The organism is Variovorax paradoxus, assembly GCF_029919115.1.
Classification (GTDB): domain Bacteria; phylum Pseudomonadota; class Gammaproteobacteria; order Burkholderiales; family Burkholderiaceae_C; genus Variovorax; species Variovorax paradoxus_O.
Map to the genome: position 1 here is coordinate 85,991 of NZ_CP123990.1, position 15,654 is coordinate 101,644.

At 67.0% G+C, this 15,654-nt stretch carries 14 protein-coding genes; 8 read left to right on the forward strand and 6 right to left on the reverse strand.

Features of this window, described 5'->3' with window-relative positions:
- Window positions 1-14 precede the first annotated feature (14 nt).
- Complete coding sequence (locus QHG62_RS00355; protein WP_281148838.1) at window positions 15-1,460, forward strand: sensor histidine kinase; 1,446 nt, start codon at window positions 15-17, stop codon at window positions 1,458-1,460.
- Window positions 1,461-1,472: 12 nt separating this feature from the next.
- Here the strand turns inward: QHG62_RS00355 and QHG62_RS00360 are convergent, their stop codons facing one another.
- From QHG62_RS00360 to QHG62_RS00370, 3 genes are read right to left on the reverse strand one after another with little or no spacing between them, the layout of a single operon-like run.
- Complete coding sequence (locus tag QHG62_RS00360) at window positions 1,473-1,682, reverse strand: sporulation protein (protein WP_126749614.1); 210 nt, start codon at window positions 1,680-1,682, stop codon at window positions 1,473-1,475.
- Between the two features lie 8 nt (window positions 1,683-1,690).
- Window positions 1,691-2,515: a biotin--[acetyl-CoA-carboxylase] ligase gene (locus tag QHG62_RS00365; RefSeq protein ID WP_281148839.1), complete on the reverse strand. Its 825-nt coding sequence runs from the start codon at window positions 2,513-2,515 to the stop codon at window positions 1,691-1,693.
- A gap of 2 nt (window positions 2,516-2,517) precedes the next feature.
- Window positions 2,518-3,147: an SET domain-containing protein gene (locus QHG62_RS00370; protein WP_281148840.1), complete on the reverse strand. Its 630-nt coding sequence runs from the start codon at window positions 3,145-3,147 to the stop codon at window positions 2,518-2,520.
- Window positions 3,148-3,330: 183 nt separating this feature from the next.
- Between QHG62_RS00370 and QHG62_RS00375 the strand changes: the two genes are divergently transcribed.
- Both QHG62_RS00375 and QHG62_RS00380 read left to right on the forward strand, forming a co-directional pair.
- The gene (locus QHG62_RS00375; RefSeq protein WP_281148841.1) at window positions 3,331-6,273 is read left to right on the forward strand and encodes a DNA topoisomerase III; all 2,943 of its coding nucleotides are present in this window, start codon (window positions 3,331-3,333) and stop codon (window positions 6,271-6,273) included.
- A complete protein-coding gene (locus QHG62_RS00380; protein WP_281148842.1) occupies window positions 6,270-7,265 on the forward strand; it encodes a tripartite tricarboxylate transporter substrate binding protein in 996 nt (331 codons plus the stop codon). Before QHG62_RS00375 ends, QHG62_RS00380 begins: the two co-directional genes overlap by 4 nt.
- Before the next feature lie 12 nt (window positions 7,266-7,277).
- On the opposite strand, the gene QHG62_RS00385 is transcribed toward QHG62_RS00380, so the two are convergent.
- Window positions 7,278-8,201: a LysR substrate-binding domain-containing protein gene (locus QHG62_RS00385; RefSeq protein WP_281148843.1), complete on the reverse strand. Its 924-nt coding sequence runs from the start codon at window positions 8,199-8,201 to the stop codon at window positions 7,278-7,280.
- Between the two features lie 113 nt (window positions 8,202-8,314).
- Between QHG62_RS00385 and QHG62_RS00390 the strand changes: the two genes are divergently transcribed.
- The 3 genes from QHG62_RS00390 (at window position 8,315) to QHG62_RS00400 (ending at window position 10,463) form a co-directional block, all read left to right on the forward strand.
- Complete coding sequence (locus QHG62_RS00390) at window positions 8,315-9,280, forward strand: tripartite tricarboxylate transporter substrate binding protein BugE (RefSeq protein ID WP_281148844.1); 966 nt, start codon at window positions 8,315-8,317, stop codon at window positions 9,278-9,280.
- A gap of 12 nt (window positions 9,281-9,292) precedes the next feature.
- Window positions 9,293-10,171 (forward strand): N-formylglutamate amidohydrolase, encoded by an 879-nt coding sequence (locus tag QHG62_RS00395; protein ID WP_281148845.1) that lies wholly within the window; start codon window positions 9,293-9,295, stop codon window positions 10,169-10,171.
- A gap of 112 nt (window positions 10,172-10,283) precedes the next feature.
- Window positions 10,284-10,463, forward strand: a complete 180-nt coding sequence (locus QHG62_RS00400; protein WP_281148846.1) for a hypothetical protein — start codon at window positions 10,284-10,286, stop codon at window positions 10,461-10,463.
- Window positions 10,464-10,472: 9 nt separating this feature from the next.
- On the opposite strand, the gene QHG62_RS00405 is transcribed toward QHG62_RS00400, so the two are convergent.
- Entirely contained in the window at window positions 10,473-11,360 is an 888-nt protein-coding gene (locus QHG62_RS00405; protein ID WP_281148847.1) for a gamma-glutamyl-gamma-aminobutyrate hydrolase family protein, read from the reverse strand.
- Between the two features lie 127 nt (window positions 11,361-11,487).
- On the opposite strand from QHG62_RS00405, the gene QHG62_RS00410 reads away from it, so the two are divergent.
- A complete protein-coding gene (locus QHG62_RS00410; RefSeq protein ID WP_281148848.1) occupies window positions 11,488-12,543 on the forward strand; it encodes a sugar phosphate isomerase/epimerase family protein in 1,056 nt (351 codons plus the stop codon).
- Window positions 12,544-12,558: 15 nt separating this feature from the next.
- On the opposite strand, the gene QHG62_RS00415 is transcribed toward QHG62_RS00410, so the two are convergent.
- Window positions 12,559-14,022 (reverse strand): PLP-dependent aminotransferase family protein, encoded by a 1,464-nt coding sequence (locus tag QHG62_RS00415; protein ID WP_281148849.1) that lies wholly within the window; start codon window positions 14,020-14,022, stop codon window positions 12,559-12,561.
- Between the two features lie 83 nt (window positions 14,023-14,105).
- Here QHG62_RS00415 and QHG62_RS00420 point away from each other — a divergent pair, with 83 nt between their 5' ends.
- Window positions 14,106-15,353: an MFS transporter gene (locus QHG62_RS00420; protein WP_281148850.1), complete on the forward strand. Its 1,248-nt coding sequence runs from the start codon at window positions 14,106-14,108 to the stop codon at window positions 15,351-15,353.
- The last annotated feature ends 301 nt before the right edge of the window (window positions 15,354-15,654 follow it).

Consider the following 15,654-nt stretch of genomic DNA (forward strand, 5'->3'; position numbering starts at 1 on the left):
GGAGACCGCAAGCCTTGAAACTGTTCCAGCGCGCGCAGCGCTCACTGTTCGGCGAGATCCTCGACTGGATGCTCACGCCGCTGCTGCTGCTGGTGCCGGTGAGCATCGGCGTCACGTGGCTGGTGGCACAGGGCATTGCCAACGCGCCATTCGACCGCGCGCTCGAATACAACGTGCAGACGCTGGCGCGCCTGGTCACCGTGCAGCAGGGCCAGACGGAGTTCGTGCTGCCGCAGCCGGCGCGGGAGATCTTGCGGGCCGACGATGCCGACCGCGTCTACTACCAGGTGCTCGACAGCCACGGCAAGCTCTTGAGCGGGGAGGCCGACGTGCCGCACCCCAACACCGACGAGCCCCCGGTCACGGGCGTGGTTTCGCTTCGCAACGGCGAGATGCGCGGCAAGCCGGTGCGCGTGGCGTCGCTTTGGCTGGCCGACGGCGGCGACGACTCGGCCCCCGCGCTGCTGCAGGTGGCCGAGACGCGCGAGAAGCAGTCGGTGCTGGCCATCGAAATCATCAAGGGCGTGCTGCTGCCGCAGTTCGCGATCCTGCCGCTCGCAGTGCTGCTGATCTGGCTGGCGCTGGTGCGCGGCATCAAGCCGCTCTCGGTGGTGGAGGCGCGCATCCGCGAGCGGCGCCCCGGCGATCTGAGCCCGCTCGACGAATCGTCGGTGCCGCTCGAAGTGGTGCCGCTGGTGTCTTCGGTGAACGAACTGCTGGACAAGCTCAACGATTCCATCCACACCCAGAAGCGCTTTCTCGCCGATGCGGCGCACCAGCTCAAGACGCCGCTTGCGGGCTTGCGCATGCAGGCCGACCTGGCGCAGCGTGAAGGCGCCAACGCTGACGAGCTCAAGCAGTCGCTCAAGCAGATTGGCCGCGCCAGCGTGCGCGCGACCCACACCGTCAACCAGTTGCTATCTCTCGCCCGTGCCGAAAGCACCGGCGCGGGCACAGGCCGCCAACCCTGCGACTTGGCACGCCTCACCATCGAAGTGGTGCGCGAAGCCGTGCCGCGCGCCATCGAGAAGCGTATCGACCTCGGCTACGACGGCGCCGAGGAAGGTGCTCCCGGCGTGGTGCTCGAAGGCAACGCCACCTTGCTGAAGGAACTGGTGCGCAATCTGGTCGACAACGCCATCAACTACACGCCCTCCACCCCTGAGCGGCCAGGCGTGATCACCGCGCGCGTGCTGGCCGATCCGTTCGGGCATGTGGTGCTGCTGCAGGTGGAAGACAACGGCCCGGGCATTGCGGAATCCGATCGCGAACTGGTGTTCGAGCCCTTCTACCGCGTGCTCGGCAACGAGGCCGATGGTTCGGGGCTGGGTTTGCCGATCGTGCGGGAGATTGCCAACCAGCACCATGCGCAGGTCAAGCTCGAAGACGCACATCCGGGCCGGCAACCGCCGGGGGCGCGCTTCACGGTGCGCTTCGAGGGCGAAGAGCTGGCGCCTTGAGCTGCAGCGCGTTCAGGGCGCGGCGGTGGTGTTGCCGTTGCCGGTCTTGCCGTCCTTGCGGATCTGCAGCCATTCGGGGTGAACCTGGCGCGAGAGGCGCTGCGGCTCTCGCTCGGTGATGCCGGCCGGCATCAATCCGAAGCCGGCCAGGTCGCCGCGAGCCCACAGCCAGTAGCCGACATTGGCCAGGACGAGAACGATCAGTGCAAGGCGCAACTTCATGGTGAATCTCAAAAAGCCATGCCGCGAGGGCGCACGCTGACTTCGTCGCTCGAGACCATCTGCAAGCCCCCGGCCGTGCGCACCTGCAGTTCGCCGCCCCAGGCCACGCCTTCGCACGTGCCGAAGCTGCCGTCGCTGAGCTGGACCTCGCGCCCGCGCAATGCGTCGCGCGCGGCAAAGCGTTCGGCAAAGGGCGCGAAGCCTTGCGCCTCGAAGGCCTGCACGCTGCGCACCAGCGGCGCGGCAAGTTCGGCAAGCACCTCGGGCCCGGTGGCGTCAGGGCGCCATTGGCGCAGCCACGCGGGCGGCGTGCGCATGCCCTCGGCTTCGCGCGGGCCGATGTTGATGCCGATGCCGATCACCAGGTAGCGCGGCGGGCCCGCCGCATCGGCGCGGCCCGCATGCGGCGTTGCGGTTTCGATCAGGATGCCGGCCAGCTTGCGGTCGTTCACCCACAGGTCGTTGGGCCACTTGAGCGCCACCTTCGCATCGCCGGACGGATCGAGGCTTTCCGCCACGCTGACGCCCACGGCCAGCGAGAGCCCCGACCAGTCGCGCGGCGCGAGCGGCAGGCCCAGCGAAAAGGTGAGCGAGGCGGCGTTTTGCTGCTCGCCCTGCTGCGCGCTTTGCCACGGCCGGCCAAGGCGGCCGCGCCCGGCTGTCTGGCGCTCGGCCACCAGCAGCACCGGCTCGGCGCGGCCGGCGCGCGCGCGGCGCATGAGCTCGGTGTTGGTCGAGTCGATCTCGGCCACGGCCTCGACCGCAAACCCGGGCAGCAGCGGCGCCACTGCCGCGGCAATCCGGTCTTCGAACCATTCGGCCGTGGTGCTCATGCTCAGCCCTTGCCGGCCTCGTCCTTTTTAGACTTCTTTTTCTCGGACTTCTTTTCAGCCTTTTTTTCGGCTTTCCTGTCTGCCTTTTTCGCTTCTTTTTTCTCGGCCTTTTTCTTCTCGGCCTTCTTCTTGGCTTTTTTCTTCTTTTTCTTTTCTTCGTCTTCGTCCTTGGGCGTCAGCAACGTGCCGCGGCAATTCTCGGAGCCGCACCAGCACGGAAACTCGGCCAGCAGCTTGGGCGTATAGGGCTCGTCGATGATCAGGCCGTAGTCGTAGTTGAGCTCTTCTCCTGCAGCGATGTTGCGCAGGGCCTTGATATAAACGCGCCCGTTGACTTCGTCGGCCTCGCAGTTCGGCTCGCACGAGTGATTGATCCAGCGCGCGGCATTGCCGTTCACGTTGCCGTCGATCACCCGGCCGTCGTCGATGTGGAAGTAGAAGGTGTGGTTGGGTTGGGAAGGGTCGTGCGGATGGCGGCGCAGCGCCTCTTTCCAACTGATGACTTCACCCTTGTATTCGATCAGCGTCTCGCCTTCGGCCAGGTCGTCCACCGCGAACACGCCGTTGCCGTGGACATCCGAACGCCGCATCTGAATGCGGCGGCCGGCGAATTGTGGGGATTTGGAAGGCATCGCCGAAGTCTGTTAGGTTGAATATGCACACATGCGCGTGTGCGCGTGCGCACACGCGGGAAGCCGCAGATTGTATGTGGCCCCCACGCTCTCGCACGGCGTGTCGTCGCTGCCCCCCGAAGGGGGCCGCAGGCCGCCTTGAGGCGGCTCGGCGCCGGCCTGGGAACTCTTTTAGGAATGTTGATGAAGACTTTGGTAATTGCAGAAAAGCCGTCGGTGGCACAGGACATCGTCCGCGCCCTCACGCCGGTGGCCGGCAAGTTCGACAAACACGACGAGCATTTCGAGAACGAAAGCTACGTTGTGACTAGCGCTGTCGGCCACCTGGTCGAAATCCAGGCGCCCGAGGAGTTCGACGTCAAGCGGGGCAAGTGGAGCTTCGCGAACCTGCCGGTCATTCCGCCCCACTTCGACCTGAAGCCGGTCGACAAGACCAAGACGCGCCTGAACGCCGTGGTCAAGCAGGCCAAGCGCAAGGACGTGACGCAACTCATCAACGCCTGCGACGCGGGCCGCGAGGGTGAGCTGATCTTTCGCCTGATCGAGCAGTACGCGGGCGGCAAGACGGGCCTGAACAAGCCGGTGAAGCGCTTGTGGCTGCAGTCGATGACGCCGCAGGCCATTCGCGACGGCTTCGACGCGCTGCGCACCGAAAAGCAGATGCAGGGCCTGGCCGACGCCGCGCGCTCGCGCTCCGAGGCCGACTGGCTGGTGGGCATCAACGGCACGCGGGCCATGACGGCCTTCAATTCGCGCGACGGCGGCTTCTTTTTGACGACCGTGGGCCGTGTGCAGACGCCCACGCTCTCGGTGGTGGTCGAGCGCGAGGAAAAGATCCGCAAGTTCGTGAGCCGCGACTACTGGGAAATCCACGGCGTGTTCCAGGCCGAGGCCGGCCAGTACCCCGGCAAGTGGTTCGACGCGAACTTCAAGAAGCCGCCGGCAGGCCCGGACGGCGCAACCGATGCCGAGATTCGGGCCGACCGCGTGTGGAGCGAGCGCGAAGCCCGCGAGATCGCCGATGCGGCGCGCGGCAAGCCCGCCACCGTCACCGAGGAAAGCAAGCCGACCACCCAGGCTTCGCCGATGCTGTTCGACCTGACCTCGCTGCAGCGCGAAGCCAACGGCCGCTTCGGCTTCTCGGCCAAGACCACGCTGGCGCTGGCGCAGAGCCTGTACGAACGCCATAAGGCCCTGACCTATCCGCGTACCGACTCGCGCGCGCTGCCCGAGGACTACCTGCCGGTGGTGAAGGACACGATGAAGATGCTCGCCACAAGCGGCATGAAGCATCTGGCGCCCTTCGCGCAGCAGGCGGTCGACGGCAGCTACGTGAAGCCGAACAAGCGCATCTTCGACAACGCCAAGGTGTCGGATCACTTCGCCATCATTCCGACCCTGCAGGCGCCGAGCGGCCTTTCGGATGCCGAGCAGAAGCTGTACGACTTCGTGGTGCGCCGCTTCATGTCGGTGTTCTTCCCGAGCGCCGAATTCCAGGTAACCACCCGCATCAGCACGGTGGAAGCCGGCGGCAAAAAGTATCCGTTCCGCAGCGACGGCAAGGTGCTGGTCAAGCCGGGCTGGCTCGCCATCTGGGGCAAGGAAGCCGTCAACGACGACGACGAGAAGGACGGCAAGAACCTGGTGGTGGTGAAGCCCGGCGAAACGGTAAAGACCGAATCGGCCGACCTGAAGGCGCTGAAGACCCGGCCGCCGGCGCGCTATTCGGAAGCCACGCTGCTGGGCGCCATGGAAGGCGCCGGCAAGACCATCGACGACGACGAACTGCGCGAGGCCATGCAGGAAAAGGGCCTGGGCACGCCAGCCACGCGCGCGGCCATCATCGAAGGCCTGATCAACGAGAAATACATGCTGCGCGAAGGCCGCGAGCTGATTCCGACGGCCAAGGCCTTCCAGCTCATGACGCTGCTGCGCGGCCTGGGCGTTGAGGAACTCTCCAAGGCCGAGCTCACGGGCGAGTGGGAATACAAGCTTGCGCAGATGGAAAAGGGCGCGCTCAGCCGCGACGCCTTCATGCGCGAAATTGCCGAGATGACGCAGCACATCGTCAAGAAGGCCAAGGAATACGACCGCGACACCGTGCCCGGCGACTACGCCACGCTTGCCACGCCCTGCCCCAACTGCGGCGGCGTGGTGAAGGAAAACTACCGCCGCTACAGCTGCACCGGCAAGGCCGGGCAAGAGCCCTGCGGCTTCTCGTTCGGCAAGTCGCCGGCGGGCCGCACCTTCGAAGTGGCCGAGGCCGAGGCGCTGCTGCGCGACAAGCACATCGGCCCGCTGGAAGGCTTCCGCTCCAAGGCCGGCTGGCCCTTCACGTCGGAGATCGTGCTGAAGTTCGATGACGAAGCGAAGAACTGGAAGCTTGAGTTCGACTTTGGCGACGACAAGAACGGCGACACCGGCGAGATCGTCGACTTCAGCGAGCAGGACACCGTGGGCCCCTGCCCCATCTGCGGCGCGCCGGTGTTCGAGCACGGCAGCAACTATGTCTGCGAGAAGTCGGTGCCCACCAACGCGCAGCCAACGCCGAGTTGCACCTTCAAGACCGGCAAGATCATCCTGCAGCAGCCGGTGGAGCGCGCACAGATGGAAAAGCTGCTTGCCACCGGCAAGACCGACCTGCTCGACAAGTTCGTGAGCATGCGCACCCGTCGCGCGTTCAAGGCCTTCCTGACGTGGAATGCCGAAGAAGGCAAGGTGACCTTCGAGTTCGCGCCGCGCGAAGGCGGCAGCAAGTTCCCGCCGCGCAAGACCTTCGGCAAGGCGGCGCCTGCGGGCAAGACGGCCGCGGCCAAGAAGGTGGCGGCAAAGAAGACCCCCGCCGCCAAAAAGGCGCCGGCTGCGAAGAAGGCCGCCGCGCCGCGCAAGCCCGGCGCGGGACTGAAGCCGAGCGACTCGTTGGCTGCGGTCATCGGCGCAGAGCCGGTGGCGCGCACCGAGGTCATCAAGAAGCTGTGGGACTACATCAAGGCCAATGGCCTGCAGGACGCGACCAACAAGCGCGCGATCAATGCCGACGCCAAGCTGAAGCCGGTGTTCGGCAAGGACCAGGTGACGATGTTCGAACTGGCGGGCATCGTGGGCAAACACCTGTCAGCACCATGAAGGCGCAGCGCAGGCGTTTCGCCGCCGGCCTGGTGGCCGGTGCCGCGGCATTGTTTGGCGGCACGTGCGGTCTGGCGCAGGCCGCCGCGTGGCCCGACCGGCCCGTGAAGCTGGTGGTGCCCTTCCCGCCCGGGCAGGCCACCGACATCTTCGCGCGCGCCTTGGCCGAACAACTCGGCAAGCGGCTGGGCCAGCCGGTCATCGTCGACAACAAGGCCGGGGCCGGCAGCAACATCGGCACCGAGTTCGTGGTGCGCTCGCCGGCCGACGGCTACACGCTGGTGGTGGCCGGAAGCGCCATGGCGGTGAACCAGACGTTCTACGCCAAGCCGGGCTTCGACCCGCGCAAGGACCTGGTGGGAATTTCGCTCATCGCCACGGTGCCGCTGGTGTTCCTGGCCACGCCCGAAAGCGGCATTCGCAGCATGGCCGACCTGGCCGCACGCGCCAAGGCCGAGCCCGGCAAGCTGAGCTACGCGAGCGCCGGCATCGGCGGCACCCAGCACCTGTCGGGCGAGATGCTCAAGTCGGCTGCGCGCGTCTTCATCACCCACATTCCTTACCGCGGCAGCGGCCCGGCGCAGGCGGATTTTCTTGGCAACCAGGTGCCGCTGATGGTCGACTCCGTGACGGCCGCGCTGCCGCACATCAAGTCGGGCCGGGCAATTGCACTCGCGGTGACTTCGGCCAGGCGCACCTCGCAGTTGCCCGACGTGCCGACGGTGCGCGAAAGCGGCGTCTCGGGAACGAAAGACTTCGAAGCCGTCGGCTGGCTCGGGCTGATGGCGCCGCGCGGCACGCCGCCCGAGATCACGGCGCGTTTGAACCAGGAAGTGACCGACATCCTGAAGAGCGAGCAGATGGCGCGCTTCATTCGCGACCGCGGCTCGGAGCCCACGCCCACCAGCGGCCCCGAGTTCGACCGCTTCGTGGCAAGCGAGATCCAGCGCTGGGGTGGCGCAGTGAAGGCATCGGGCGCCAAGCCCGAATAAGCGCCACGCCGGTCAGGCGGCGGCCGGCGGCGTTCCGGCGTTGCGATCGACCTCCGCCAGCAGCCAGCGGCGGAAGTGGTCGAGAGTGGCCAGCTGGCCGCGGCCCTCGGGGTAGCAGAACCAGTAGCCTTCGTTGCCGCGGTAGCCGCCGCCCGGCAGCGGCTCGTCCACCAGCCCGGAGGCGATTTCATCCTGCACCAGGCAACGCGGCACCAGCGCGACGCCCATGCCCACCATGACCGCGCGGATCATGGTCTGGAACTGGTCGAACTGCGGGCCGGCCAGCGGATCGAGCCCGCGCACGCCGTGCGCCTCGCTCCATTGCAGCCACGATTGCGGCACGGTCACATGGCGCAGCAGCGTGCAGCGCGCCACGTCCTGCGCGGTGCGAATGACGACCTCGGCCTGGCCGGCACGCGGCGCGATCAGCGCCACGTCCTGCCCCGCCAGGTAGTGCGACCGAGCCCCGGGCCAGTGGCCGTCTCCGAAGAGGATGGCGCAGTCGAGCTCGGGCCGCTCGAAGTCGTAGCCGTGCGTATAGGGCACGAAATGCAGGGTGATCTGGGGATGGCGGCGCTGGAAGTCGGGCAGGCGCGGAATGAGCCATTTGGCGCCGAACGTGGGCAGTGTGGACAGGTGCAGCGCACCGCCGCCGTCGCCGCTGGTAATGAGCTCGAGCGTGGCGGCTTCCAACTGCGCGAGCATGGCGCGCACCGACTTCTCGTAGCGCTCCCCCGCCGGCGTGAGCGCCAGCCGCTTGCGGCTGCGCTCGAACAGCGGCACGCCGATCCAGCGCTCCAGCTCCTGCACCTGCTTGCTGACCGCACCCTGGGTGAGGTGCAGCGCCTCGGCGGCGCGCGACACGCCGCCAAAGCGCACCACGGTAGAAAAGGCGCGCAGCAGGTTCAGGGGCGGATTGAGGCGGCGGAGCGACATGGCTGGAAGCCCATTAAAACATTCCAAATCAGAATGTTAGCTGGTCTATCCTTTGCTTCAGGTAACGCAGCAACTTTTGCTTCATTACTCCCTGTCTCATTGGAATAGACCCCATGCAACGTCGTCATCTTCTTTCCGCCCTGGCTGCCGTTTCTGTCGCTCCAGGAATATCTTTCGCCCAACAGGGCAAGCCGATCCGCATGATCGTGCCCTTCCCGCCCGGCGGCGCCACCGACATCACCGCGCGCGTGCTCTCGGAGCCGCTGGCCAAGATCCTCCAGCAGCCCGTGGTCATCGACAACCGCGCCGGGGCCGGCGGCTCCATCGGCATGGCCGAAGTGGCGCGCGCGGCGCCGGACGGCTTGGCCTTCGGCGTGGCCACCCTCTCCACCCACGGCGTGAACCCAGCCGTTTACCAGAAGCTGCCTTACGACCCGATCAAGGGCTTTGTCGCGGTGACCGAGCTGGTGAAAGCGCCGGGCGTGGTGGTCATCAACCCCCAGGTGCTGCCGGTGAAAACCTTTGCCGAGCTGGTGAAGCACCTGAAGGCGAACCCGGGCAAGGTGTCCTACGCGTCGCCGGGCAACGGCACCATCGGCCACATGTGGGGCGAGCTCTTCAAGAGCAGCACCGGAACCTCGATGGTGCACATCCCCTATCGCGGTGCGGGCCCAGCCATCAACGACGTGCTCGCGGGCGAAGTGCCGGTGTACTTCGACCAGGTGGCCTCCTCGCTGCCGCACGTGAAGGCGGGCAAGCTGAAGGCACTGGCGGTGTCGTGGAGCAGCCGGCTCGACGTGCTGCCGGAGGTGCCGACCTACCGCGAACTGGGCTACCCGGCCAACAACGATCCGTCGTGGTTCGGGCTGGTGGCGCCCGCCGGCACGCCGGCCGACATTGCGCTGCGCATGCAGCAGGCCGTGGCCACCGCGCTGAAGGACGCCACGGTGCGCGAGCGGCTGGCGCTGCAGGGGCTCTATGCCTCGGGCACCACGCCCGCGGAGTTCGCCAAGCAGATCGACAGCGAGATCGAGAAGATGAAGAAGGTTGCCGCCTTTGCCCGCATCCGATTGGACTGACCTGACTTGCCTATGCACCCAGTCTTGAAACTGATCCAAACCCGCGCCCAGGTGACGAGCGTTGCCGGGCGCACGCCGCTGGTGCTGGATTCACCGCACAGCGGCACCGTCTACCCCGAGGACTTCCGGCCTGCGTGCGACCTGGCCACGCTGCGCCGGGCCGAGGACACGCACGTCGAGAAGCTCTACGCGTTTGCGCCCGCCATGGGCGCGGCCTGGGTCGAGGCGCACTTTCCGCGCAGCTACCTGGACGCCAACCGCGACACCACCGAGCTGGACACCACGCTGCTCGACGGCCCCTGGACCGAGCCGCTTTCGGACGACCCGCGCGTGCTTTCCAAGGTTCGGCTCGGCAAGGGCCTGATCTGGAAGCTGACCGACGAGGGCCTGCCCATCTACGACCGGCTGCTTGCAGTGGACGAGGTGCGCGGGCGCATCGACAACTGCTGGCGGCCTTACCACGCCGCGGTGGCCCGGGCCATCGACGACGCGCATGCGCGGCACGGCTACAGCATTCACATCAACTGTCATTCGATGCCGGCGATTGCGGGAAGCCATGCCACGGACTTCCCGGGGCTCGCGCATGCGGACTTCGTCATTGGCGACCGCGACGGCAGCACCGCTGACCCGGCGCTGTCGCACAAGATCTGCGAGCACTTGCGCGAGCGGGGCTACAGCGTGGACTACAACCACCCCTACAAGGGCGTGGAACTGGTTCGCCGGCACGGCCGGCCGGCGGAAAACCGGCACAGCATCCAGGTCGAGATCAATCGCAAGCTCTACATGGACGAGACCACGCTGGCACTCGACGAGGCGGGTGCGGCGCGGCTGCAGGAGCACCTGCGATCGCTGGTCGAAATGCTGCTGGCCACCGATCCACGCAAGGGCTGAACACCTCTGCGCGCGGCACCCCCGCGTGCATGCCATGCGGGGTGCGTGTTGTTACAGCGACCTGACGAGCCCCACGCCTATAGTGGGCCAAGTCAAACATCCTGGAGATTCTGTGAAGCCATTCATTGCAGCTGTTCTTGCCATTGCAATGGGCGCCCTGGCGGGCTGCGCCGGCACGGGGTCGACAAGCGGCAGTGACCGCGCCACCTCGTCGTCGGGCAGCGGCGTGACGGTGTTCGGCACCATCGATGCCGGCGTCAGCGGCAGCACCAACCGGTCAGACCGGCGCTAGCCGGACGATTCAGCGGCGCAGCAGCGCCTGGCGCAGCACCCGCGCCGCGCGGTCGCGGATGCGGCCGGGCCCTGCATTCGGTGTGGTGCGGGGCGCCACCTTCGCGGTGGCGCAGGCCCACAGAAAATCATGCAGGATGGGCGTGTCGTCGACCGTCTCGGTGCTGCCGTATTTGTGGAACTCGGGGTGCCACTGCGTGGCCGCAATGTAGCTGCGGCCGCGCTCGGGGCGCCGCCGGATGGCCTCGGGCACACGGTCGGGCAGGCTCCAGGCCTCGATCTCGAAACCCGGTGCAAGGTCTTTCACCCCCTGGTGGTGAATGCTGTTGACCCGCGCAGTCTTCACTTCGGGGTAGAGCTTGGAAAGCCGTGTGCCTTCCACTATTTCGATCTGGTGAAAATTCTGGTCGTAGGTGACGGGGTCGCGGTGCCGCACGGCTTCAGGGTGATGGTGCTGGGCCTCGATGTCCTGGTACAGCGTGCCGCCGAAAGCGACGTTGATCAGCTGCAGCCCGCGGCACACGCCGAAAATGGGCTTGCCGGCCTGCTCGAAGGCTTCGACCAGCGCCAGGTCGTACAGGTCGCGGATGCGGTCGCCCACCCACGCGTCCTTGAGCGGCACCTCGCCGTAGCTGCCGGGCCACACGTCGGCGCCGCCGTGCATCACCACGCCATCGAGCCATTCGGCGTAATGCGACAGCTTGGTGTCGCCCCGCGCCGTTTCGCCCGTGGGGCAAGGCACCATGACCACCATGGCGCCGGCCGACATGAGCCAGTGCGCGATCGACTGCTCGACGTACTGAAGCGTCTTGTTGGTGAACAGCGAGCGCGCCGGGTCCGCGTGGGAAAAGCAGGCAGACAGGCCGATCTTCAGCCGGGCGGAGACGGGTTGTGGCATCGCGATGCTGGCAGCAGGTGCTGTGCGAAAAGGAAAGTCCATTTTGGCGCTTTGGCCTCTCGCACGGGGTCGGACGACACGCCAAGTATGCTTTCAACGCTGCCACGACCAAGAAGGAAGACAAGCCATGAAGACGATCAAGGGCCCGGCCATTTTTCTGGCCCAGTTCGCGGGAGACCAAGCCCCGTTCAACTCGCTCGACGCCATTGCTGGCTGGGCCGCCGGCCTTGGATACAAGGGCGTGCAAATACCGAGCTGGGACGCGCGCCTGTTCGATCTGAAGAAAGCCGCCGAGAGCAAGATCTACTGCGACGAGGTCAAGGGCACGCTCGCCGCGCACGGCATCGAGATCACCGAGCTGTCGACCCACCTGCAGGGACAGCTGGTTGCGGTGCATCCGGCCTACGACGCGGGCTTTGACGGCTTTGCGGCGCCCGAGGTGCGCGGCGATCCGGTGCGGCGCCAGCAGTGGGCGGTGGAGCAACTGCATTTCGCGGCCAAGGCTTCGGCCAACCTCGGACTCACGGCGCACGCCACCTTCTCGGGTGCGCTGGCCTGGCCGTATCTCTATTCATGGCCGCCGCGCCCGCCAGGGCTCATCGAAGAGGCCTTCGACGAACTCGCGCGCCGCTGGCGGCCCATCCTCGATGCGTTCGATGCGGCCGGTGTGGACGTGGGCTACGAGATTCATCCCGGCGAGGACCTGCACGACGGGGTGAGCTACGAGATGTTTTTGGAGCGCGTGAACAACCATCCGCGTGCCTGCCTGCTGTACGACCCGAGCCACTTCATGCTGCAGCAGCTCGATTACCTGGCGTACATCGACCACTATCACGAGCGGATCAAGATCTTTCACGTGAAGGATGCCGAGTTCAACCCGACCGGCAAGCAAGGCGTGTACGGCGGCTTCCAGAGCTGGATCAACCGCGCGGGCCGCTTCCGTTCGCTGGGCGACGGGCAGGTCGACTTCGGCGCCATCTTCTCGAAGATGGCGCAGTACGACTTTCCGGGCTGGGCGGTGCTCGAATGGGAGTGCTGCATCAAGCATCCGGAAGACGGCGCGCGTGAGGGCGCGGCCTTCATTGCCGATCACATCATCCGCGTGGCCGAACGGGCGTTCGACGACTTCGCTGCCGGCGGCGTGGATGTGGCGGCGAACAAGCGGATGCTCGGAATCGGCTGATGCGTTGATGGGCTCTCAGAGCAGATCGACGAGGCGCCGGACCGCCCCGTCGATTTGCGATTGGCCGATGAGGCCATAGCCGAACGCAAGGCCGTTGGGCACACCGGATGCCTGGGGGTCCCATGCGAAGCGCGACAGCGGCGGCAGGGTGATTCCGGCTGCGGCGGCGCGCTCGACCACCAGGTCAGCGCGGGTACCGGTGCGCAGCCAGGCCGACAGGTGCAGCCCCGCATCGGAGGGAATCGCGTCGAGCCGCCCTGCCCCGTGCCGCGCCAATGCTTCGAGCAATGCGGTGCGCCGCGCGCCGTAGACCTTGCGCATCTTACGGATGTGGCGCGCAAGGTGCCCTTCAGCAATGAACGCGGCAAGCGCCTCCTGCCCCAACACCGGACCGTGCCAGTCGGCCAGTTCGCGTGCCCGCACCAGCGCAGCACGTGCCCACGGCGGCGCCACCACAAAGCCGAGCCGCAGCGCGGGAAAAAGGCTCTTGGAGAAAGTGCCCACGTAGCAGACCGACTCGGCGCGGTCGAGCGTCTGCAGCGCATCGAGCGGGCGGCCGGCAAAGCGGAATTCACTGTCGTAGTCGTCTTCGATGACGACGGCGTTGCGTGCCTGCGCGAAGGCCAGCAGCGCCGCGCGCCGCTGCGGCGACATTGCAACGCCGGTGGGAAACTGGTGCGAAGGCGTCACGCAGATCACGCGCGCCTCGGGCGGCAGTTGGTCCACGCACAGGCCTTCCCCGTCGGTCGGCACGGCAACCACCTTCGCGCCCGCGGCCGTCATCGCCTCGCGCAGCGACGGATAGAAGAGCTGTTCCACGGCAACCACCGTGCGCCCCGGCACCACCAGAATGCGCGCGAGCAACCCGAATGCCTGCTGTGCACCGGCCGTGACCACGATGTCATCGGCGGTGCAGCCGACCGCACGCGTGAACGACACATGGCTGGCGATGGCTTCGCGCAGCGCGGGCTGTCCCTGCGGGTCGGCGTAGTCCGCCGGCCCTCTTGCGATGCGGCGCAGGGCGCGGTCGGACAGGCGGCGCCAGATGTCGAACGGAAAGGCGCTGATGTCGGGCAGCCCCACGCGGAAGTCGTCGCGCGCGGGTGATGGCTGCAGCGTGGGTGCGAGGTCGGCCCCGGGCACGCCGAGCGGCACCAGCCGTGCATCGCGCCGGGCGGCCCCGCCCTTCAAGGCGCGGCCACGGCGCAATTGCGGCACGGCCACGGTGTCGGCCACATAGGTACCGGCGCCGGGGCGCGCCAGCAGGTAGCCCTCGCTCAGCAACAGGTCGTAGGCCGCAAGCATGGTGTTGCGCGACACGCCCAGGCGCTGCGCCAGCGTGCGCGTGGCGGGCAGGCGCGCGCCGGGCTGCAGCCGGCCATCGAGGATGGCGGCGCGCAATTGCCGGTGCACTTCGCGCAGCAGTTCGCGCGAGCCGGTGTTCGGCAGGCGAATGGCGAGTTCGAAAAGTGGCTCCATGAACTTCGCCGATTGTGGTTCTTTTGCAGAGCCATTCGCAAGCCTATTCTGAAGACCTCCAAACGCTCGACGGAGTCCCTGCCATGCATATCGCCTCCAATACCGCACAGTCGGCGCAATCTGCGGAACGCCTCCCCCTAGCCCTGGCGTGGCTCGCGCTTGGCGCGTTTGCCATCGGCACCGAGAGCTTCATGGTTGCCGGCCTGCTGCCGGTCCTGGCGGCCGACCTGCAGGTCAGCGCCACGCGCGCTGGGCAGCTGGTGCTGCTGTTCGCGCTGAGCTACGCCATCGGCTCGCCGGTGATGGCCGCGGTGTGTGCGCGTTTCGGGCGCCGACCCCTCCTTGTCGCCAGCCTTGCTCTCTTCTCGGGCCTGGCGCTGGCGGCGGCAATGGCGCAGGGCTTTGCCCAGCTGGCGCTGGCGCGGGTCGCACTGGGGCTGGTGGCCGGCGTGTTCCTGCCGACCGCGAGCGCGGTGGCCGCGTCGATGGTGTCGCCCGCGCTGCGCGGCCGGGCGCTCGCCATCGTGGCGGGCGGCGGCACCGTCGCAGTGGCGCTCGGCGTGCCGCTGGGCGCGTGGATTTCGGGCTGGGGCGGGTGGCGCACGGCCTATCTTCTGATTGCACTGGTTGCAACGCTGGCCACCGCCGGCCTTGCGATGGGCTTGCCGCGCCAGCTGGCAGGTGCATCGGCCGCAGCAGCTCGCACGTCGTCCTTTGCGGTGGCACGTGAACCCGGCGTGCTGCCGGCACTGCTCACCACCGTGCTCTGGGCGACGGGCGGGTTCAGCTTCTACACGTACATCGCGCTGTTCCTTTTCGGCACGCTGGGCTTTGGCCCACAAGGGGTGGGCACGGTGTTCTGCGCCATTGGCGTGGCCGCCGCCATCGGAACGGCGGCGGGCGGCTGGGCCACAGACCGCTTTGGCGCGGACCGCATGGCGCAGGGCTTTGCGCTGATGCTGGTGGCGATCCTGGCCGGGCTCTCGTTATCGGCGCAGATGCTGCCGCGCAGCCTCGCGCTGCCGCTGATCGTGGGGCTGTGCACACTCTGGGGCTTTGCGGGCTGGGGCTTCGGGCCCGCGCAGGCGGTGCGGCTGATTCGGCTGACACCGGAGCGGGCGCCGATGACGCTGTCGCTCAACGCATCGGCGGTCTACCTGGGCATTGCGGCGGGTTCGGCATTGGGCGGCGCGGCAATCGACTGGGTGGGCGTAGGCGCAATTGGCTGGGTCGGCGCGGCCTGCCAGCTCGCGGGATTGGTGCTGATCCGGCATGCCGCCCGGAAGGCTCGAACCGCCCTTTTGACCCCGATTGCTCCGCTGGGCACCTGAATCCGGTTTCGTCCGCTACATTTTTAATAGCATCAGAGGCTTATAGAACGGGTGCCGACAGGCAATTCACCCAATCGTTGTTTTTAAGACAAGCAACTGTCATGCCCCGCGGGCTATAATGTCGGGTTCGTTTCGATACCACGACGAAGCACTTTTCGTCACTCCGCCGGCTGACCTGCACCGTCCCTTGGATTTTTCAGGCCTCTTTCTTTCAAGCCGGCTTCACAGTGTGTTGGAGCGCCAGACCGGGCGCCCATGATTGCCACCACTGCCTTCGTTCTTGTTGAAGCGAATAGCGCGT